At 60.2% G+C, this 16,661-nt stretch carries 17 protein-coding genes and 1 pseudogene; 11 read left to right on the forward strand and 7 right to left on the reverse strand.

Features of this window, described 5'->3' with window-relative positions; all coding sequences use genetic code 11:
- Nucleotides 1-26: 26 nt before the first annotated feature.
- The gene (locus tag BLP99_RS11940; RefSeq protein WP_072395455.1) at nucleotides 27-770 is read left to right on the forward strand and encodes a phosphatase PAP2 family protein; all 744 of its coding nucleotides are present in this window, start codon (nucleotides 27-29) and stop codon (nucleotides 768-770) included.
- A 103-nt stretch (nucleotides 771-873) separates the two neighbouring features.
- Here BLP99_RS11940 and groL read toward each other — a convergent pair whose 3' ends face one another.
- From groL to BLP99_RS11960, 4 genes are all read right to left on the reverse strand, one after another.
- Nucleotides 874-2,520, reverse strand: a complete 1,647-nt coding sequence (gene groL, locus BLP99_RS11945) for a chaperonin GroEL (RefSeq protein ID WP_072394986.1) — start codon at nucleotides 2,518-2,520, stop codon at nucleotides 874-876.
- Nucleotides 2,521-2,572: 52 nt separating this feature from the next.
- The gene (locus BLP99_RS11950; RefSeq protein ID WP_072394988.1) at nucleotides 2,573-2,866 is read right to left on the reverse strand and encodes a co-chaperone GroES; all 294 of its coding nucleotides are present in this window, start codon (nucleotides 2,864-2,866) and stop codon (nucleotides 2,573-2,575) included.
- A 243-nt stretch (nucleotides 2,867-3,109) separates the two neighbouring features.
- Complete coding sequence (locus BLP99_RS11955) at nucleotides 3,110-3,586, reverse strand: FxsA family protein (RefSeq protein ID WP_072394990.1); 477 nt, start codon at nucleotides 3,584-3,586, stop codon at nucleotides 3,110-3,112.
- A 101-nt stretch (nucleotides 3,587-3,687) separates the two neighbouring features.
- Entirely contained in the window at nucleotides 3,688-4,419 is a 732-nt protein-coding gene (locus tag BLP99_RS11960; protein ID WP_072394992.1) for a HugZ family pyridoxamine 5'-phosphate oxidase, read from the reverse strand.
- A 158-nt stretch (nucleotides 4,420-4,577) separates the two neighbouring features.
- Here BLP99_RS11960 and BLP99_RS11965 point away from each other — a divergent pair, with 158 nt between their 5' ends.
- A complete protein-coding gene (locus tag BLP99_RS11965; protein ID WP_072394994.1) occupies nucleotides 4,578-5,336 on the forward strand; it encodes an SDR family oxidoreductase in 759 nt (252 codons plus the stop codon).
- 59 nt (nucleotides 5,337-5,395) lie between these two features.
- Here the strand turns inward: BLP99_RS11965 and apbC are convergent, their stop codons facing one another.
- Complete coding sequence (apbC, locus tag BLP99_RS11970; protein ID WP_076406404.1) at nucleotides 5,396-6,490, reverse strand: iron-sulfur cluster carrier protein ApbC; 1,095 nt, start codon at nucleotides 6,488-6,490, stop codon at nucleotides 5,396-5,398.
- A gap of 354 nt (nucleotides 6,491-6,844) precedes the next feature.
- Between apbC and metG the strand changes: the two genes are divergently transcribed.
- The 8 genes from metG to BLP99_RS12010 all read left to right on the forward strand — a co-directional run bounded on the left by metG (nucleotide 6,845) and on the right by BLP99_RS12010 (nucleotide 13,629).
- Nucleotides 6,845-8,890 carry a methionine--tRNA ligase gene (gene metG, locus BLP99_RS11975; protein ID WP_092180375.1) on the forward strand — a complete coding sequence of 682 codons (2,046 nt, stop codon included), beginning with the start codon at nucleotides 6,845-6,847 and terminating at the stop codon, nucleotides 8,888-8,890.
- Nucleotides 8,891-9,010: 120 nt separating this feature from the next.
- Nucleotides 9,011-9,583: an Rnf-Nqr domain containing protein gene (locus BLP99_RS11980; RefSeq protein ID WP_072395000.1), complete on the forward strand. Its 573-nt coding sequence runs from the start codon at nucleotides 9,011-9,013 to the stop codon at nucleotides 9,581-9,583.
- Nucleotides 9,580-10,596: an electron transport complex subunit RsxB gene (gene rsxB, locus BLP99_RS11985; protein WP_092180377.1), complete on the forward strand. Its 1,017-nt coding sequence runs from the start codon at nucleotides 9,580-9,582 to the stop codon at nucleotides 10,594-10,596. Before BLP99_RS11980 ends, rsxB begins: the two co-directional genes overlap by 4 nt.
- A complete protein-coding gene (locus BLP99_RS11990) occupies nucleotides 10,583-11,569 on the forward strand; it encodes an RnfABCDGE type electron transport complex subunit D (protein WP_072395004.1) in 987 nt (328 codons plus the stop codon). The genes rsxB and BLP99_RS11990 overlap by 14 nt, the downstream gene beginning before the upstream one ends.
- Nucleotides 11,566-12,174, forward strand: a complete 609-nt coding sequence (locus BLP99_RS11995) for an RnfABCDGE type electron transport complex subunit G (protein ID WP_092180379.1) — start codon at nucleotides 11,566-11,568, stop codon at nucleotides 12,172-12,174. The genes BLP99_RS11990 and BLP99_RS11995 overlap by 4 nt, the downstream gene beginning before the upstream one ends.
- Nucleotides 12,171-12,704, forward strand: coding sequence for an Rnf-Nqr domain containing protein (locus BLP99_RS12000; RefSeq protein WP_072458734.1), 534 nt, complete (start codon nucleotides 12,171-12,173; stop codon nucleotides 12,702-12,704). The genes BLP99_RS11995 and BLP99_RS12000 overlap by 4 nt, the downstream gene beginning before the upstream one ends.
- Entirely contained in the window at nucleotides 12,701-13,339 is a 639-nt protein-coding gene (gene nth, locus BLP99_RS12005; RefSeq protein ID WP_072431862.1) for an endonuclease III, read from the forward strand. The genes BLP99_RS12000 and nth overlap by 4 nt, the downstream gene beginning before the upstream one ends.
- A gap of 107 nt (nucleotides 13,340-13,446) precedes the next feature.
- Nucleotides 13,447-13,629, forward strand: coding sequence for a PA3496 family putative envelope integrity protein (locus tag BLP99_RS12010; protein WP_072395014.1), 183 nt, complete (start codon nucleotides 13,447-13,449; stop codon nucleotides 13,627-13,629).
- A 55-nt stretch (nucleotides 13,630-13,684) separates the two neighbouring features.
- On the opposite strand, the gene BLP99_RS12015 is transcribed toward BLP99_RS12010, so the two are convergent.
- Complete coding sequence (locus BLP99_RS12015) at nucleotides 13,685-14,311, reverse strand: response regulator transcription factor (RefSeq protein ID WP_072395016.1); 627 nt, start codon at nucleotides 14,309-14,311, stop codon at nucleotides 13,685-13,687.
- A gap of 475 nt (nucleotides 14,312-14,786) precedes the next feature.
- On the opposite strand from BLP99_RS12015, the pseudogene BLP99_RS26405 reads away from it, so the two are divergent.
- Nucleotides 14,787-15,060 (forward strand): annotated as a pseudogene (locus BLP99_RS26405) (hypothetical protein); the annotation flags it as partial.
- A gap of 326 nt (nucleotides 15,061-15,386) precedes the next feature.
- On the opposite strand, the gene BLP99_RS12025 reads toward BLP99_RS26405, so the two are convergent.
- Nucleotides 15,387-16,604, reverse strand: coding sequence for an argininosuccinate synthase (locus tag BLP99_RS12025; protein ID WP_072395020.1), 1,218 nt, complete (start codon nucleotides 16,602-16,604; stop codon nucleotides 15,387-15,389).
- Nucleotides 16,605-16,661 lie beyond the last annotated feature (57 nt).

Genomic DNA, 16,661 nt, shown 5'->3' on the forward strand with positions numbered 1-16,661 from the left:
TGAACACTGCCATCGAAGGTACCGCCATGGTCCACACAGCCATCCGTCCCGCTTCCAGACCCTTGAATTTCCGGATCGCCCTGGGCGTGCCCGCCGTGGTTGCCCTGATTCTGGTGCTACTGGAGGCGACGACCGTGGACATGGACCTGGCCAGGCTGTTCTACGACCCGGCCGGTGGTGGTTTCATCGGCCGGCACAGTTTTTTTCTGGAAGACATCCTGCATGACCGGGCCAAACAGATGGTCATCGGTTTTTCCGTGCTGGCGATCCTCGGTTTCATCGGCACGTTTTTCGTCGCCCGACTCAAACCCTTCAAACGCGAGATGGGCTGCCTGGTCTTATCCCTGGCCCTGGCGACTTCTTTCGTTACCCCGATGAAAGCCGTGACGGCGGTGCAATGTCCCTGGAGCCTGAAGGAATTTGGCGGCAGCGAAGCCTACAGTGAACTGCTGAGTCCTCGCCCTGCCACCGACAAGCCTGGCCGATGCTGGCCCGGCGGCCATGCGGCGACCGGCTTCACCTTGTTTGCGCTGTTCTTCGCCCTGCGCGACCGTCGCCCGCGCCTCGCCCGCCAGACGCTGGTATTGGCCTTCGCCCTGGGCACGGTGTTTTCTGTCGGTCGGATGATGCAGGGAGCACACTTCTTTTCCCACAATGTGTGGACGGCGGTGTTCTGCTGGCTGATTTGCCTGGGATGTTATTACTACATCCTGTACCGGCCAGCTTCCACAAATGAATCGGTAGCCGAGGCGCGTCCCGCCAATGCCTGAACGGGATAGCCACACCGCCATTTCGAGCTAACATTTTTGAAGCGAATAAAAAACCCCGCCTGCTGACGCAGACGGGGTTTTTCAGTACAGGGGTAAGGCTGGCTTACATCATGCCGCCCATGCCACCCATGCCGCCCATGTCTGGCATGCCGCCGCCAGCTGCACCTTCTTTCTTCGGTGCATCAGCAACCGCAGCTTCGGTGGTCAGGATCAGACCGCCGATGGAAGCAGCGGCCTGCAGGGCCGAACGGGTCACCTTGGTTGGGTCCAGGATGCCCATTTCGATCATGTCGCCGTACTCGCCAGTGGCAGCGTTGTAACCGAAGCTGCCCTCGCCGTTCTTGACCTTGTCGACCACAACGCTTGGCTCGTCGCCGGAGTTGGCAACGATCTGACGCAGCGGCGCTTCAACAGCGCGACGCAGCACAGCGATACCAACGTCCTGATCGGCATTGTCGCCTTTCAGTTGGGTCAATGCTTCCAGAGCACGGATCAGGGCTACGCCACCGCCAGGTACCACGCCTTCTTCAACGGCTGCACGGGTAGCGTGCAGGGCGTCTTCAACGCGGGCTTTCTTCTCTTTCATTTCGACTTCGGAACCGGCGCCAACCTTGATCACCGCAACGCCGCCGGACAGCTTGGCCAGACGCTCTTGCAGTTTTTCACGGTCGTAGTCCGAGGAAGTTTCGGCAACCTGGGCACGGATCTGTGCGATACGCGCTTCGATGTCGCCTTGTACGCCAGCACCGTCGACGATGATGGTGTTTTCCTTGGACAGGGTCACGCGCTTGGCATTACCCAGGTGCTCCAGGGTCGTGCTTTCCAGGCTCAGGCCGATCTCTTCGGAGATTACGGTACCGCCAGTCAGGACGGCAATGTCCTGCAGCATGGCCTTGCGACGGTCGCCGAAGCCTGGAGCCTTGACGGCCGCGACCTTGACGATGCCACGCATGTTGTTCACGACCAGGGTCGCCAGGGCTTCGCCTTCGACGTCTTCGGCCACGATCAGCAGTGGACGGCCGGCTTTGGCAACGGCTTCCAGCACCGGCAGCATTTCGCGGATGTTGGAGATCTTTTTGTCCACCAGCAGGATCAGCGGGCTTTCCAGCTCGGCAACCATGGTGTCTGGCTTGTTGACGAAGTACGGGGACAGGTAGCCGCGGTCGAACTGCATGCCTTCGACAACCGACAGTTCGTTTTCCAGGCCCGAACCTTCTTCGACGGTGATCACGCCTTCTTTACCGACTTTTTCCATGGCTTCAGCGATGATGTCACCGATGGAGTTGTCGGAGTTGGCAGAGATGGTGCCGACCTGGGCAATCGCCTTGGAGTCAGCGCAAGGCTTGGACAGGCCCTTGAGCTCCTTGACGATGGCGATGGTGGCCTTGTCGATACCGCGCTTGAGGTCCATCGGGTTCATGCCGGCAGCGACAGCCTTCAGGCCTTCGTTGACGATCGACTGAGCCAGAACGGTGGCGGTGGTGGTGCCGTCGCCCGCGTCATCGTTGGCACGGGAGGCAACGTCCTTGACCAGCTGCGCGCCCATGTTTTCGAAACGATCTTCGAGTTCGATTTCCTTGGCTACGGAAACGCCGTCCTTGGTGATGGTCGGAGCGCCGAAGCTTTTCTCGATGATCACGTTACGGCCTTTCGGGCCCAGGGTCGCTTTTACTGCGTCAGCCAGGACATTGACACCGGTGAGCATTTTCTTGCGGGCGGAGTCGCCGAATTTAACTTCTTTAGCAGCCATGATCGATATTCCTTAAATACTTTGTAGTAACGGGAAAAATGGGCGGGAGAAATCAGCCTTCGATAACAGCGAGGATTTCGTTCTCGCTCATTACCAGCAGGTCTTCGCCGTCGACTTTCACAGTGTTGCTGCCGGAGTAAGGGCCGAACACAACCTTGTCACCCACTTTCACGGCCGGCGCACGTACTTCACCGTTTTCCAGTGCCTTGCCTGGGCCTACAGCGAGAACTTCACCGTGGTTGGCTTTTTCAGCAGCCGAACCTGGCAGGACGATACCGCCAGCGGTTTTCTTCTCTTCTTCGCTGCGACGGATGACGACGCGGTCATGCAGAGGACGAAGCTTCATTGTCGATCTCTCCTAATTTTGGTTTTCATCGGCCGGTGTATTCCCGGCGGGTTTAACAAAAGCCGGCAAAGCCGGATGCGGTTCGTCAGCCGAACCGCGGAAGTCTGTCCAGTGTTGCCACCGGGAACCTTGCGGTGACCGATACATAAGGGCGTACAAGACGATTACAAGGGCCGGGACGAAAAAATTTTCTTCCGGCGCCCCGAAAACGAACACGGCACCCGAAGGTGCCGTGCGGTGGGTCTACTTGGAGTCGCGGTGTTCGAACTCGCCTTCGATCACGTTCGGCTCTCGGCCCAGGGGCTCCCGCGGTGCCGGGCCGCCACGAGGCTGTAGATCGTCGGAAAAGGCACGCTGGCGCATGGCCTGCTCTTCGGCACGCTGGCGCATCTTGTTGGCCAGCATCCGACGGGTGAAAGGCAACAGCATGATCAGGCCCAGCACATCGCTGATGAAGCCTGGCAGGATCAACAGGCCACCGCCCAAGGCCAGCATCAGGCCTTCGAGCATGGTCTGGGCGGGCAGTTCGCCACGGTTCAGGCTTTCACGAGCACGCAGTGCCGTGGCGAGACCGGCGATACGCAATACGAATACGCCGAGCATAGAGCCGAGAATCACCAGCAAGAGGGCCGGGAAAAACCCGATCGCACCGCTGACCTTGACGAATACAAACAGCTCCAGCACCGGGAATAGCAGGAAGAGCAACAAAAAAGGGCGCATCAAAGGGTTCCTCAACGCAAGAATGCTTGGTGGCCTGTACTCGAATCAGCCACACAGGCCACCAGCTATGAAACCCTAAATGACGTCACCCTTTCGTGAATTCAAGCGTCGGCCTCTGCATTTTTTGGCCATTGTTCGGCGTGAGCCAGATAAACCAAGGCTTCGCGTACTTGTGTCGGCGTGTTGCACGGTGCCTGGAACGCCAGCCAATGCAGTCCTTGGCCGATGCGCAGGTGCATGCCTTCACTGTCGATGCCTACCAGTTGCGCCGGCTCGGTCCTGGGAAGATTGGCCAATTCCACATAATGAGCAATGGCCTTGGCATGATCGGCATTCATGTGCTCGATCATGCTCGCCTCCGCCTTGCCAGCGAAGGGGTTCGCAAGCGTAATCCGGTCGATCCAGTGAATGGCGCCGAAGCCACCGATATAGCGGTGGCGCACCGGGCTGAGCACCCAGAAATCGAAATCGTGGGCCTGGTGGTAGTTCCGCGACTCGGGGAAGTAGCGGTAATAGCGCTCGGCGGCGGCCTCGATGGCTGCGCTGTCTTCGAGCTTTTGCGCCTCGGCCAGATAGGTCAGGCGCCCCACGGCCTGCACGTCCTCGGCTCCCCGTTCGCCCACCAGCATCGAGCATTTGGGGTCTTTTTGCAGGTTATGGGTGTGCTGGGCGATGCGGCTGATCAGGATCAGCGGCCGGCCCTGCTCGTCCAGGCAGTAAGGCACCACGGAACCGAACGGAAAGCCGGGCATGGACTTGGAATGGGTGGAGAGCATTCCACGGTATTCCTTGAGCAGCAATTCTCGTGCATGCTTGGCAACGTCAACGCTCAATTTATGACTCCTTTAGTGAAAGCCGTCTAAAAACGGTCAGGCGTTCGGGCTATGTTTCAGCCCCTCAACGGGCAGTTCTCTGCGCAGCTGAACGACCGTCGCCGATCGAGAGGCCGTCACAGGGCTCCCCTTCACCGCTGCGCCACCGGGACATGAGAATGCAACTCACCGACAAAGTAATCATTATCACCGGCGGTTGCCAGGGTCTGGGCCGCTCCATGGCCGAGTATTTCGCCGACAAAGGCGCAAAGCTCGCCCTGGTGGACCTCAATCAGGAAAAACTCGACCAGGCGGTTGCCGCCTGCAAGGCCAGGGGCGTCGAGGCCCGCGCCTACCTGTGCAACGTCGCCAATGAAGAACAGGTCAGCGACATGGTCGCCCGGGTGGCCGAAGATTTCGGAGCGATCCACGGGCTGATCAACAACGCCGGGATCCTGCGTGACGGCTTGTTGCTCAAGGTCAAGGACGGCGAAATGACCAAGATGAGCCTGGCCCAGTGGCAGGCAGTGATCGATGTGAACCTTACGGGGGTGTTTCTGTGCACCCGCGAGGTGGCCGCGAAGATGGTCGAACTGAAGAACAGCGGTGCCATCATCAATATTTCCTCGATTTCCCGGGCGGGCAATATCGGCCAGACCAACTATTCGGCCGCCAAGGCCGGCGTGGCAGCCGCTACCGTGACCTGGGCCAAGGAACTGGCGCGCTACGGTATCCGTGTGGCCGGCATCGCACCGGGCTTTATCGAGACAGAGATGACCCTGGGCATGAAACCCGAGGCGCTGGAGAGAATGACCAGCGCCATTCCCCTGAGACGCATGGGCAGGCCTGAAGAGATCGCCCATTCGGCGGCCTATATCTTCGAGAACGACTACTACACCGGCCGCATTCTGGAGATGGATGGCGGGTTGCGGATGTAGAACCGCCACGTCCCCTTGCGGGAGCGGGCTTGCCCGCTTCCACGAGGGTCGGCGTGAGATCAGTCGTCGCTGACGGTAATGTTCGGCATCGACGGCATCGCCGCTTCCTGCAGGACGATCCGCGCGCCCACGTGACGGGCCAGTTCCTGGTAGACCATGGCGATCTGGCTTTCCGGCTCGGCAATGACAGTCGGCTTGCCACCATCGGATTGTTCGCGGATCAGCATGGACAGCGGCAACGAAGCCAACAGCTCGACGCCGTACTGGTTCGCCAGTTTCTCGCCGCCACCTTCGCCGAACAGATGTTCTGCATGCCCGCAGTTCGAACAGATGTGCACGGCCATGTTCTCCACCACGCCCAACACCGGGATGTTCACCTTGCGGAACATCTCCACCCCCTTGCGGGCGTCCAGCAGTGCCAGGTCCTGTGGGGTGGTGACGATCACCGCACCGGCCACCGGGACTTTCTGTGCAAGGGTCAGCTGGATATCGCCAGTGCCGGGCGGCATGTCGATCACCAGGTAGTCCAGGTCGCCCCAGGCGGTCTGCGTCACCAGTTGCAGCAAGGCACCGGACACCATCGGTCCGCGCCAGACCATCGGCGTGTTGTCGTCGGTGAGGAACGCCATGGACATGACTTCCACGCCGTGGGACTGGATCGGTACGAACCATTTCTGGTCCTTGACCTGCGGCCGGGTGCCCTCGGCAATGCCGAACATGATGCCCTGGCTCGGTCCATAGATGTCCGCATCCAGCATGCCGACCTTCGCCCCTTCCCGGGCGAGGGCCAGGGCCAGGTTGGCGGCGGTGGTGGATTTGCCCACACCGCCCTTGCCCGAGGCCACGGCAATGACATTCTTGACGTTCGCCAGACCAGGAACCTGCGCCTGGGCCTTGTGGGGGGCGATCACACTGGTGATCTCGACCTTGGCGCTCGTCACCCCGTCCAGGGCCTCGATCGCCATCTGCAGCATCTGCGCCCAACCGCCCTTGAACAGGTCGGCGGCATAGCCGATCTCCAATCGAACGTTGACGCGATCGCCTTGCACGTCGATATCGCGCACACATCCGGCGCTGACCGGATCCTGGTTCAGGTAGGGGTCGGTGTATTGGCGAAGGACGGCTTCCACCGTTGCGCGATTGACGGCGCTCATGGGCAACTCCGATAGCAGGACTTGAAAACAGGCCGCTATCCTACGCCCCACGCTTGCGCGTGGCGACCCGATTACAACAGGGCGAACACCTTTTGTGGCGAGGGATTCATCCCCGCAGGGTTGCGAAGCGCCCCAGAACCTCGCGCCCGGGTTGGTCTGGTTCGACTGTTTTTGCGACTGCTGCGCAGTCCAGCGGGGCGGTGCGATGTTTCGCTCGATCCATTCACCACAGATCGTGGCCCGGCGCCCTTCACCGCGCCCAATCGATGCATGCGGAAACAGGCCGGTGGGGTGAAATATATTTCCCAGCGCTTTATAGTGGCCGACCTCCGTTTCATCAAGTAGCCGAGCCCCATGTCCGAGCCACGCAAGATCCTCGTCACCAGTGCCCTGCCCTATGCCAATGGTTCGATTCACCTCGGCCATATGCTGGAGTACATCCAGACCGATATGTGGGTGCGCTTCCAGAAGCATCGCGGCAACCAATGCATCTATGTCTGCGCCGACGACGCCCACGGTTCGGCCATCATGTTGCGCGCGGAAAAGGAAGGCATCACCCCGGAACAACTGATCGCCAATGTCCAGGCTGAACACAGCGCCGACTTTGCCGACTTCCTGGTGGACTTCGATAACTTCCACTCCACTCACGCCGAAGAAAACCGTGAGCTGTCGAGCCTGATCTACCTGAAGCTGCGTGACGCCGGGCACATCGCCACGCGCTCGATCACCCAGTATTTCGACCCGGAAAAGAAAATGTTCCTGGCCGACCGCTTCATCAAGGGCACCTGCCCGAAATGCGGCACCGAAGACCAGTACGGCGACAACTGCGAGAAATGCGGCGCGACCTACGCACCGACCGACCTGAAGGACCCCAAGTCGGCGATTTCCGGTGCCACGCCAGTGCTCAAGGACTCCGAGCATTTCTTCTTCAAGCTGCCGGACTTCCAGCAGATGCTGCAGGCCTGGACCCGCAGCGGCACCCTGCAGGATGCCGTCGCCAACAAGCTCTCCGAGTGGCTCGACGCCGGCCTGCAGCAGTGGGACATCTCCCGCGACGCCCCGTATTTCGGTTTCGAGATCCCTGGCGAACCCGGCAAGTACTTCTACGTGTGGCTGGATGCGCCCATCGGCTACATGGCCAGCTTCAAGAACCTTTGCGACCGCACGCCGGAGCTGGACTTCGACGCGTTCTGGGGCAAGGACTCCACTGCCGAGCTGTACCATTTCATCGGCAAGGACATCGTCAATTTCCATGCACTGTTCTGGCCCGCGATGCTCGAAGGCGCCGGTTTCCGCAAGCCGACCGGCATCAACGTCCACGGCTACCTGACCGTCAACGGCCAGAAGATGTCCAAGTCCCGCGGTACCTTCATCAAGGCACGGACCTACCTGGACCACCTGTCCCCGGAATACCTGCGCTACTACTACGCGGCCAAGCTGGGCCGCGGCGTCGACGACCTGGACCTGAACCTCGAGGACTTCGTGCAGAAGGTCAACTCCGACCTGGTGGGCAAGGTCGTCAACATTGCCAGCCGTTGCGCCGGGTTCATCCACAAGGGTAACGCCGGGGTCCTGGTGGCCGGCAATGCCGCGCCGGAACTGACCGACGCCTTCCTGGCCGCCGCACCGAGCATCGCCGAGGCCTACGAGACCCGCGACTTTGCCCGGGCGATGCGTGAAATCATGGCCCTGGCCGACCGTGCCAATGCCTGGATCGCCGACAAGGCGCCCTGGTCGCTGAACAAGCATGAAGGCAAGCAGGATGAAGTCCAGGCCATCTGTGCCCTGGGCGTCAACCTGTTCCGCCAGCTGGTGATCTTCCTCAAGCCGGTGCTGCCGCTGCTGGCCGCCGATGCCGAAGCGTTCCTCAACGTGGCACCGCTGACCTGGGACGACCACCAGACCTTGCTGAGCAACCATCAACTGAACGAATTCAAGCCGCTGATGACCCGTATCGAAGCCGCCAAGGTGCAAGCCATGACCGACGCCTCCAAGGAAGACCTGGTCGCCAGCCAGACCGACACCGGCGCTCCTGCCGGCAACGGCGAACTGGCCAAGGACCCGCTGTCGCCGGAAATCGATTTCGATACCTTTGCCGCCGTCGACCTGCGCGTCGCGTTGATCCTCAAGGCAGAGGCCGTGGAGGGTGCGGATAAACTGCTGCGCCTGACCCTGGACATCGGCGACGAGCAACGCAACGTATTCTCCGGCATCAAGAGCGCCTATCCGGACCCGGCCAAGCTCGAAGGCCGGCTGACGATGATGATCGCCAACCTCAAGCCGCGCAAAATGCGCTTCGGCATCTCTGAAGGCATGGTGATGGCGGCAGGCCCGGGGGGTGAGGAGATCTACCTGTTGAGCCCCGACAGCGGCGCCAAGCCGGGTCAGCGGATCAAGTAAACGCGACTGCGTGCTGCACTGATCCCACAGCCGCCCTGCTGGCGGCTGTGGGATTTTCGTATCTGGCCGCGCGCCAGATAATGCCTAATCTTGTAACAGGTTCCTTGCTGTCCACACGCCATGTCAGACGTCTTCCTCACACTGCTGGGCACCGCCCTGATCAGCAACCTGGTGCTGCATTGGCCGCTGGGCGTCGATCCGATGCTGGCGGTGGACGGGAGGAGGCAGGTGCATGCCCTGGGCCTGGCGTCGGCCTGCCTGATGCTGGTGGTCGGCACCCTGGGCTACCTGGTCGATCGCTGGCTGCTGGTCCCGGCAAGCCTGACATCGTTGCGCCTGTTTGCCTGGCTGCCCTTGAGCGTGCTGCTGATCGGACCACTGCTGCGTCTGCTGGCGACTTGGCTGCCGGCATGGTCTTTCGAGGGGTTGTGGCCGCTGCTGCTCGGCAATGCCGGCATACTGGGGGTCACGCTGCTCAACAGCCAGGCCGACCAGGGACTGGTCCACGCCATCGCCCTGAGCCTGGGCGCCGGGCTGGGTTTCTGGCTGGTGTCGAGCCTGTTCGATGATTTGCGCCGGCGCACGGTCGACAATGACATTCCCCAGCCCTTTCGTGGCCTGCCGATCCAGCTGATTGGAGCCGGGCTGATGGCGGTGGCATTTCTTGGATTGCGCGGGCTGGTCAAGACATGAACCTGATTCAACGTATCGACGCCCTGCTGCCACAGACCCAATGTGGCAAGTGCGGCCATCCGGGTTGCAAGCCCTACGCCGAAGGCATCGCCGCGGGCGAGCCGATCAACAAATGCCCGCCCGGCGGAAGCGAAACCATCGCGGCCCTGGCCGACCTGATGAAGGTGCCAGTACTGGAACTGGACACCAGCCGGGGCTCGGCGCCGCCCCAGGTCGCCTTCATCATCGAAAACGAGTGCATCGGCTGCACCAAATGCATCCAGGCCTGCCCGGTCGATGCGATTGTCGGTGCGCCCAAGCTGATGCATACGGTCATCGTCGAGCTGTGCACCGGCTGTGACCTTTGTGTCGCGCCCTGCCCCGTCGACTGCATCGAAATGAAACCCTTGCCGGCTTCGACAGTGCCCGTGGTCGGTGACCTGGCCTCCAGCGCAGAAGAACGACTGGCACGAACCGCCAAGCGCGATCACGCACGGCGGCGCTTCGAACAGCGCAATGCGCGTCTGCGGCGCGACGAAGAGCAGCGCCAGGCCGAGCGCCTGGCCCGCACCCAGCGCACCCAGCCAGCCCAGAGCCAGCCCCTTGATCCCGTACAGGCCGCCTTGGAGCGGGTGCGCGCGCAAAAGGCCGCCAATGCCGACGCAGCGCTGAAAAAGGCCAAGGTCGACCTGGCCATGAGCCGGGCGCAACTGAATAAGTCCTTGAAAGCGTTCGGCCATCCACCGACTTTCGAACAGCAGTCGCAACTGATCCAGCTGCAACGCCAGTTCGAAGCGGCGCAACAGGCCCTGGCGCAGTTGGAAAGCGCTGCACCACGCGCCACGCCAGCACCAGCACCAGCACCAGCACCAGCGCAGGATGCCGAGCTGAAACGGGCGAAGATTCAATTGGCGATGCGTCGGGCCGAACTCGGCAAGGGCCGGGCCGCCGCCGTCCCGGACCAGGAGCTGCGGGCGCTGGAGCAAGCGGTGAAGGACGCCGAATACCAGGTGGACGCTCATGCCCGGTCCTGACGCCTCGCAGGGTGCACTGCGGCAGGCGATGAGACGCGTGCTGCTGGCGACCCTGCCCGGTGTGTTGGCCTTGATGTGGGTGTATGGCTGGGGTATCGCATTCAACCTGCTGCTGTCCGGGCTCACCGCTCTGGCGGTCGAGGCCCTGGTCCTGCGCTTGCGACATCGGCCCCTCAGACCCGAACTGGACGATGGCAGCGCGCTGGTCAGCGCCACGCTGCTGGCGTTGGCCCTGCCGGCGTATTGCCCCTGGTGGCTGACCGTTTCCGCAGCCGCCTGCGCCCTGTTGTTCGGCAAGCACCTGTGGGGGGGCGTCGGCAACAATCCTTTCAATCCGGCCATGCTTGGATACGCCCTGGTGCTGGTGGCGTTTCCTTCCCACATGAGCCAATGGCCGGCTCCCCACAGCGTTGATTTGCTCGAAGGCCTGCAACAGGTCTTCGGCCTTCATCCACCAGCCGATGCCTGGGCCGGTGCGACAGCGTTGGACAGCCTGCGTATCAACACCACCCTGACCATCGACGAACTGTTCGCCAGCCATCCGGCCTTCGGACGCTTCGGTGGCAAAGGTATCGAATGGGTCAACCTGGCCTTCCTGGCGGGCGGCCTGTTTCTGCTGCAACAACGTGTGTTCAGCTGGCATGCACCGGTAGGCATGCTGGCCAGCCTGTTCATCGTCAGCCTGTTGTGCTGGAACGGTTCGGGCTCGGATTCCCATGGCTCGCCGCTGTTCCACCTGCTCACCGGCGCAACTCTGCTGGGTGCGTTTTTTATCGTGACCGAACCCGTCTCGGGCGCCAAGGCTCCGCTTGCGCGCCTGCTGTTCGGCGCAGGCGTCGGGCTGCTGGTCTATCTGATCCGCACCTGGGGCGGTTACCCCGACGGCGTGGCGTTTGCGGTACTGCTGATGAATCTCGGCGTGCCGGCGCTGGACCGTTTCGCCGAGGCACGACAAGGGCGGCAGGCGACATGAGCAATCCTGGCGGTGTTGCGACCCTGATACTGCTGACCGGCCTGGGCGTTGGGGCTGCCTATCTCACGCAGATCGGCACCGCCGAGCACATCGAGGCCCGGCAACAGGCCGACGCCAACAGAACCCTGCTCGATGTACTGCCGGCCGACCTGTACGACAACCAGCCATTGGCGCAGCCGATCGTGACGGAGCCCGTGCCTCTGGCCCACAGCACCCTGCTGGGCGGCTATCTCACGACACGTTCCGGCCAGCCATCGGCCATCCTGCTACGGACTCAGGCCCTGGGTTATGAAGGCACCATCGAGTTGTTGATCGCCATCGACCCGCTGGGTCGGCTGCTGGGCGTGAAAACCCTGCGACAGTCCGAAACACCCGGCCTGGGCGCGACGATTGCCGATTGGCCCAATGCCTGGCTGCAGGCTTTCAGTGGCAAATCGCTCCAGACCAGCACCGACAGGGACTGGATGCTGAAAAAAGAACAAGGGCAGTTCGATCAATTGGCGGGCGCAACGGTGACGTCCCGGGCAGTCCTCCAGGCCGTGCACGACACCTTGCGCTACTTCGACGAGCACAAGGTTTCCTTGACCACAGGGGGGCGCCCATGACCCACTCATCGTTATTGACCCGTGGCCTGCTGCTCGTCCCACTGATCGGTGCGAGCCATTCATTGAACAACGCCTTGGGCCTATGGCTGGCATGGACGCTGATCAGCATTGGCCACGGCTTGGCCATGGGGCTTTTGCGGCCTCGCCTGACGATCCATCAACGACACCTGGCCTCCCTCATACTGGCTGCGGCCCTCACCGCTTGTGCCAGCCTGGTCGCACAGGCCTGGGCGCCAGAATCATATCGACCGTCAAGCCTGTACATGGGCTGGATCGCCCTGAGCTGCGTGGTACTGGAACACGATCGCGTCTTCGTCGAATCACGCTGGCCTGGTCACGCCCAGCTGGCAGGACTGTTCGGCCTGTCGATGGTCGGCCTGGGAGTCCTGCGCGAACTGATCGGCCACGGCACGCCTCTGGCCCAACTGACCCCGGGCGGGTTCCTTTTGCTCGGCTTGCTGCTAGCGGCCCGCCAGGCCTGGAAACCTGCGAAAACCCCATCACCTCCCAAGGAAATGCCGCGCCCATGAACGCCGCAAAACGCCTGGAAATATTCCGTCGCTTTCATGAAGACAACCCGGAACCCAAGACTGAACTGGCCTATTCATCGCCGTTCGAACTGTTGATCGCGGTAATCCTGTCGGCCCAATCCACCGATGTCGGCGTGAACAAGGCCACTGCCCGGCTGTTCCCGGTGGCCAATACTCCGGAAGCGATCTATGCCCTTGGCGTCGAGGGGTTGTCCGAATACATCAAGACCATCGGGCTGTACAACAGCAAGGCAAAGAACGTGATCGAAACCTGCCGCCTGCTGATCGAGCGTCACGGCAGTGTCGTGCCCCAGACCCGAGAAGCGCTGGAAGCCCTGCCAGGCGTCGGCCGCAAGACTGCCAACGTGGTGCTCAATACGGCGTTTCGCCAGTTGACCATGGCGGTCGATACCCACATTTTCCGGGTCAGTAACCGGACCGGATTGGCCCCCGGTAAAAACGTGGTGGAGGTCGAGAAGAAACTGATGAAGTTCGTGCCCAAGGAGTACCTTCTCGACTCCCATCACTGGCTGATTCTTCATGGACGCTACGTCTGCCTGGCCCGAAAGCCGCGCTGTGGCAGCTGCAGGATCGAGGACCTGTGCGAGTACAAGCACAAGACCTCTGACGATTGAAGCGCTATTGCTTTTATTGATCCTTCGATTGAAAAAATCTTTTTTACCCGCTCGTGGTTTATCGATATAAGGAGCGCCAAAGGCAGTCTTAGCCTGGAGTCGAACCCATGAGTACTGGTAAAGAACAACTGGATGTAGAAGACGATTTCATCACCGCTGAAGCCGAAGACGTCGAACCGGTGGTGGTGGAAGTGCCCAAGACCAACCTGAGCAAACGGCGCACCATCGATAACCTGCTGGAAGAGCGTCGCTTGCAGAAGCAATTGGCCGATTACGACTTTGACCTCTGACACGTAAAAGCCTCCCTGATGGAGGCTTTTTACTGAGTACGCGTCACCGCCTGCCTCACACCAACCCGTTACGTTGCGCCAGCTCGATCAGATCGACCAGCGAACGGGCATTGAGCTTGAGCAACAACCGGGTCTTGTAGGTACTGACGGTCTTGTTGCTCAAGAACATTCCATCTGCAATTTCCTTATTGGTTTTTCCACGCGCCAGTTGCTGCAGCACCATCATTTCCCGTCCTGACAGGCGGTCCACCATGTCCGACTCGCTGGCATTGCCCAGACTCGAGCGAACCGTATGCAATGCCTGGTTGGGAAAATAACTGTAGCCGGACAATACCGCCTTTATCGCACTCAATAATTCGGTAAGGTCCTGTTGCTTGCACACGTAACCGGCGGCGCCCGTCTGCATGCAACGCATGGAAAAATGCCCCGGCGATTGGGAGGTCAATACCAGCACTTTCAATGGCGATGGGTTGGAGGTCAGTCGCGCGATAACCTCCAACCCATCCAGTTTCGGAATACCGATATCCAGGATAACGATATCCGGTGACAGTTCCCGGGCAAGTTGTAACGCATCGACGCCATTATCCGTTTCGGCAACAACTTCATATCCATGACGCTCCATCAGCAAACGTACAGCAAGACGAATGACGGGATGATCATCCACGATCAGCACTTTATTCATGGGCAAATCCAACTTCGCTGTTCGAATTTTTAGAGCACGCACAATAGCCTAGTCATTTCTACCTTGGCATGCTGCCCCCCCTGACCGCTCACACCGAAAGACGCAACCTACAAGCAATACAGAAAATTCCTACAAATTAGCCTGGAAATAATGTGCCATGAATTTGTCCAGCAAGAGCAGAACGCTTTTCTGACAGCGTAGCAACCCCATGAACAGCACGGCTTTTACTTGTTAAAAACACGTCGCCACACAGGGATTGAAGCCTTCCGCTCATAAAAAGTAACTGAATTATTTGCCAATAAAACAGCGCGCATTGCGCATCAAGACGCCTGGATTTATATAAGAAGACCAGCCAAAGTTAATCCAGAAAATACATCAGACACAGGTCTTCCAGTCACTCCCACATGAACTTCAAACCCAATAAAACTTCACTCAACATTAATTATCGAGCCCGAACAACATATGAGCATCCACCATGACCAAACCTCTGAAGACAATAACCAACCCGATGACCCTGATTGCCATATTTGCGACTTTATCCGAAACCTCCGCGGCCATTTCATTGCCGTTCCTGGATGACCAGGATCGAGAGTATTACCTGTGGTTCCTGATCAGCTTCCCCTTCTATCTACTATTGCTCTTCTTCGTGACGCTCAACTTCAACTATCGCTCGTTGTACTCTCCCTCGGACTTTCGCAAGAACAAGCACTTCGTCAAGACCATGGATGACGCAACCCGTAGACATAAACGCGTATTGCATCGCCCTCGCAAGGTCAGGGGTTGGCTGATACATCTGCATCGGGAAGGGCCCGCTCCACGACGAGGGGTCCTTTTCGTGTCCGGACTCCCGGAGCCTCTGTGCGAGGTCACTCGATCCAAAGGTCCCAAGCGGGCCGCAAGGCCCGGTGAAATCACTGTGTATATCATTTACAGCCGCGATGAGGCGCAGGTCCCCCTGGATGGGCCGGATGGGTAAGCGACACGAGGACCGTACCGCGACGAGAACGCGAGCAACCAGCAAGATATGGGCAAAAAAAAAGGCCTGCACATGGCAGGCCTCTTTTTTTGATCGGGATCAGAACAGCTTGCGACCCTTGTTCGCCGCAATGCGCATGCGCAGGGCGTTGAGCTTGATGAAGCCGGCCGCGTCGGCCTGGTTGTAGGCACCACCGTCTTCTTCGAACGTCGCGATATTGGCATCGAACAGCGAGTCGTCAGACTTGCGCCCGGTGACGATCACATTGCCCTTGTACAGCTTCAAGCGTACGACACCGTTCACGTTGACCTGGGAAGCGTCGATCATCTGCTGCAGCATCAGACGCTCCGGGCTCCACCAGTAGCCGGTGTAGATCAGGCTGGCATACTTGGCCATCAGCTCGTCCTTAAGATGAGCCACTTCGCGGTCCAGGGTAATCGATTCGATCGCCCGGTGAGCACGCAGCATGATGGTGCCGCCCGGGGTTTCGTAGCAACCACGGGACTTCATGCCCACGTAGCGGTTCTCGACGATATCGAGACGACCGATACCGTGTGCGCCACCGATACGGTTCAAGGTCGCCAGCACAGTGGCCGGGCTCATTTCCACGCCGTCCAGCGCGACGATGTCACCGTTGCGATAGGTCAGTTCCAGATACTGCGGGGTATCGGGTGCCTTTTCCGGGGAAACGGTCCAGCGCCACATGTCTTCTTCGTGTTCGGTCCAGGTGTCTTCCAGCACGCCGCCCTCATAGGAGATGTGCAGCAGGTTGGCATCCATCGAATACGGGGATTTCTTCTTGCCGTGGCGCTCGATCGGAATCCCGTGCTTCTCGGCGTAGTCCATCAGTTTTTCACGGGACAGCAAGTCCCACTCGCGCCATGGGGCGATGACTTTCACGCCAGGCTTGAGGGCATAGGCACCCAGTTCGAAACGTACCTGGTCGTTGCCTTTGCCGGTGGCGCCGTGGGAAATGGCGTCGGCACCGGTTTCGTTGGCGATTTCGATCAGGCGCTTGGCAATCAGCGGACGAGCAATGGAGGTACCCAGCAGGTACTCGCCTTCGTAGACGGTATTGGCGCGGAACATCGGGAACACGAAGTCGCGGACAAACTCTTCGCGCAGGTCATCGATGTAGATCTCTTTGACGCCCATGGCCTGAGCCTTGGCGCGTGCAGGTTCGACTTCTTCGCCCTGCCCCAGGTCAGCGGTGAAGGTCACCACTTCGCAGTTATAAGTGTCCTGCAGCCACTTGAGGATCACCGAAGTGTCCAGGCCGCCGGAATACGCCAGAACGACCTTGTTTACGTCCGCCATGCCATCACTCCACGGGTTGTACGGAAAGCCGTGAAGTCTAACGTCCGGCGCGGATAA

This window comes from Pseudomonas sp. NFACC32-1 (assembly GCF_900101215.1).
GTDB lineage: Bacteria > Pseudomonadota > Gammaproteobacteria > Pseudomonadales > Pseudomonadaceae > Aquipseudomonas.

What these genes read in the sequence shown, in the direction of transcription:
- BLP99_RS12000 (WP_072458734.1), top strand. Translation starts at nt 12,171, where the DNA reads ATGACCCACTCATCGTTATTGACCCGTGGCCTGCTGCTCGTCCCACTG.
- BLP99_RS11965 (WP_072394994.1), top strand. Translation starts at nt 4,578, where the DNA reads ATGCAACTCACCGACAAAGTAATCATTATCACCGGCGGTTGCCAGGGT.
- nth (WP_072431862.1), top strand. Translation starts at nt 12,701, where the DNA reads ATGAACGCCGCAAAACGCCTGGAAATATTCCGTCGCTTTCATGAAGAC.
- BLP99_RS11955 (WP_072394990.1), bottom strand. Translation starts at nt 3,586, where the DNA reads ATGCGCCCTTTTTTGTTGCTCTTCCTGCTATTCCCGGTGCTGGAGCTG.
- BLP99_RS12010 (WP_072395014.1), top strand. Translation starts at nt 13,447, where the DNA reads ATGAGTACTGGTAAAGAACAACTGGATGTAGAAGACGATTTCATCACC.
- BLP99_RS11980 (WP_072395000.1), top strand. Translation starts at nt 9,011, where the DNA reads ATGTCAGACGTCTTCCTCACACTGCTGGGCACCGCCCTGATCAGCAAC.
- BLP99_RS11950 (WP_072394988.1), bottom strand. Translation starts at nt 2,866, where the DNA reads ATGAAGCTTCGTCCTCTGCATGACCGCGTCGTCATCCGTCGCAGCGAA.
- metG (WP_092180375.1), top strand. Translation starts at nt 6,845, where the DNA reads ATGTCCGAGCCACGCAAGATCCTCGTCACCAGTGCCCTGCCCTATGCC.
- BLP99_RS12025 (WP_072395020.1), bottom strand. Translation starts at nt 16,604, where the DNA reads ATGGCGGACGTAAACAAGGTCGTTCTGGCGTATTCCGGCGGCCTGGAC.
- BLP99_RS11995 (WP_092180379.1), top strand. Translation starts at nt 11,566, where the DNA reads ATGAGCAATCCTGGCGGTGTTGCGACCCTGATACTGCTGACCGGCCTG.
- groL (WP_072394986.1), bottom strand. Translation starts at nt 2,520, where the DNA reads ATGGCTGCTAAAGAAGTTAAATTCGGCGACTCCGCCCGCAAGAAAATG.
- BLP99_RS11940 (WP_072395455.1), top strand. Translation starts at nt 27, where the DNA reads ATGGTCCACACAGCCATCCGTCCCGCTTCCAGACCCTTGAATTTCCGG.
- BLP99_RS12015 (WP_072395016.1), bottom strand. Translation starts at nt 14,311, where the DNA reads ATGAATAAAGTGCTGATCGTGGATGATCATCCCGTCATTCGTCTTGCT.
- rsxB (WP_092180377.1), top strand. Translation starts at nt 9,580, where the DNA reads ATGAACCTGATTCAACGTATCGACGCCCTGCTGCCACAGACCCAATGT.
- apbC (WP_076406404.1), bottom strand. Translation starts at nt 6,490, where the DNA reads ATGAGCGCCGTCAATCGCGCAACGGTGGAAGCCGTCCTTCGCCAATAC.
- BLP99_RS11990 (WP_072395004.1), top strand. Translation starts at nt 10,583, where the DNA reads ATGCCCGGTCCTGACGCCTCGCAGGGTGCACTGCGGCAGGCGATGAGA.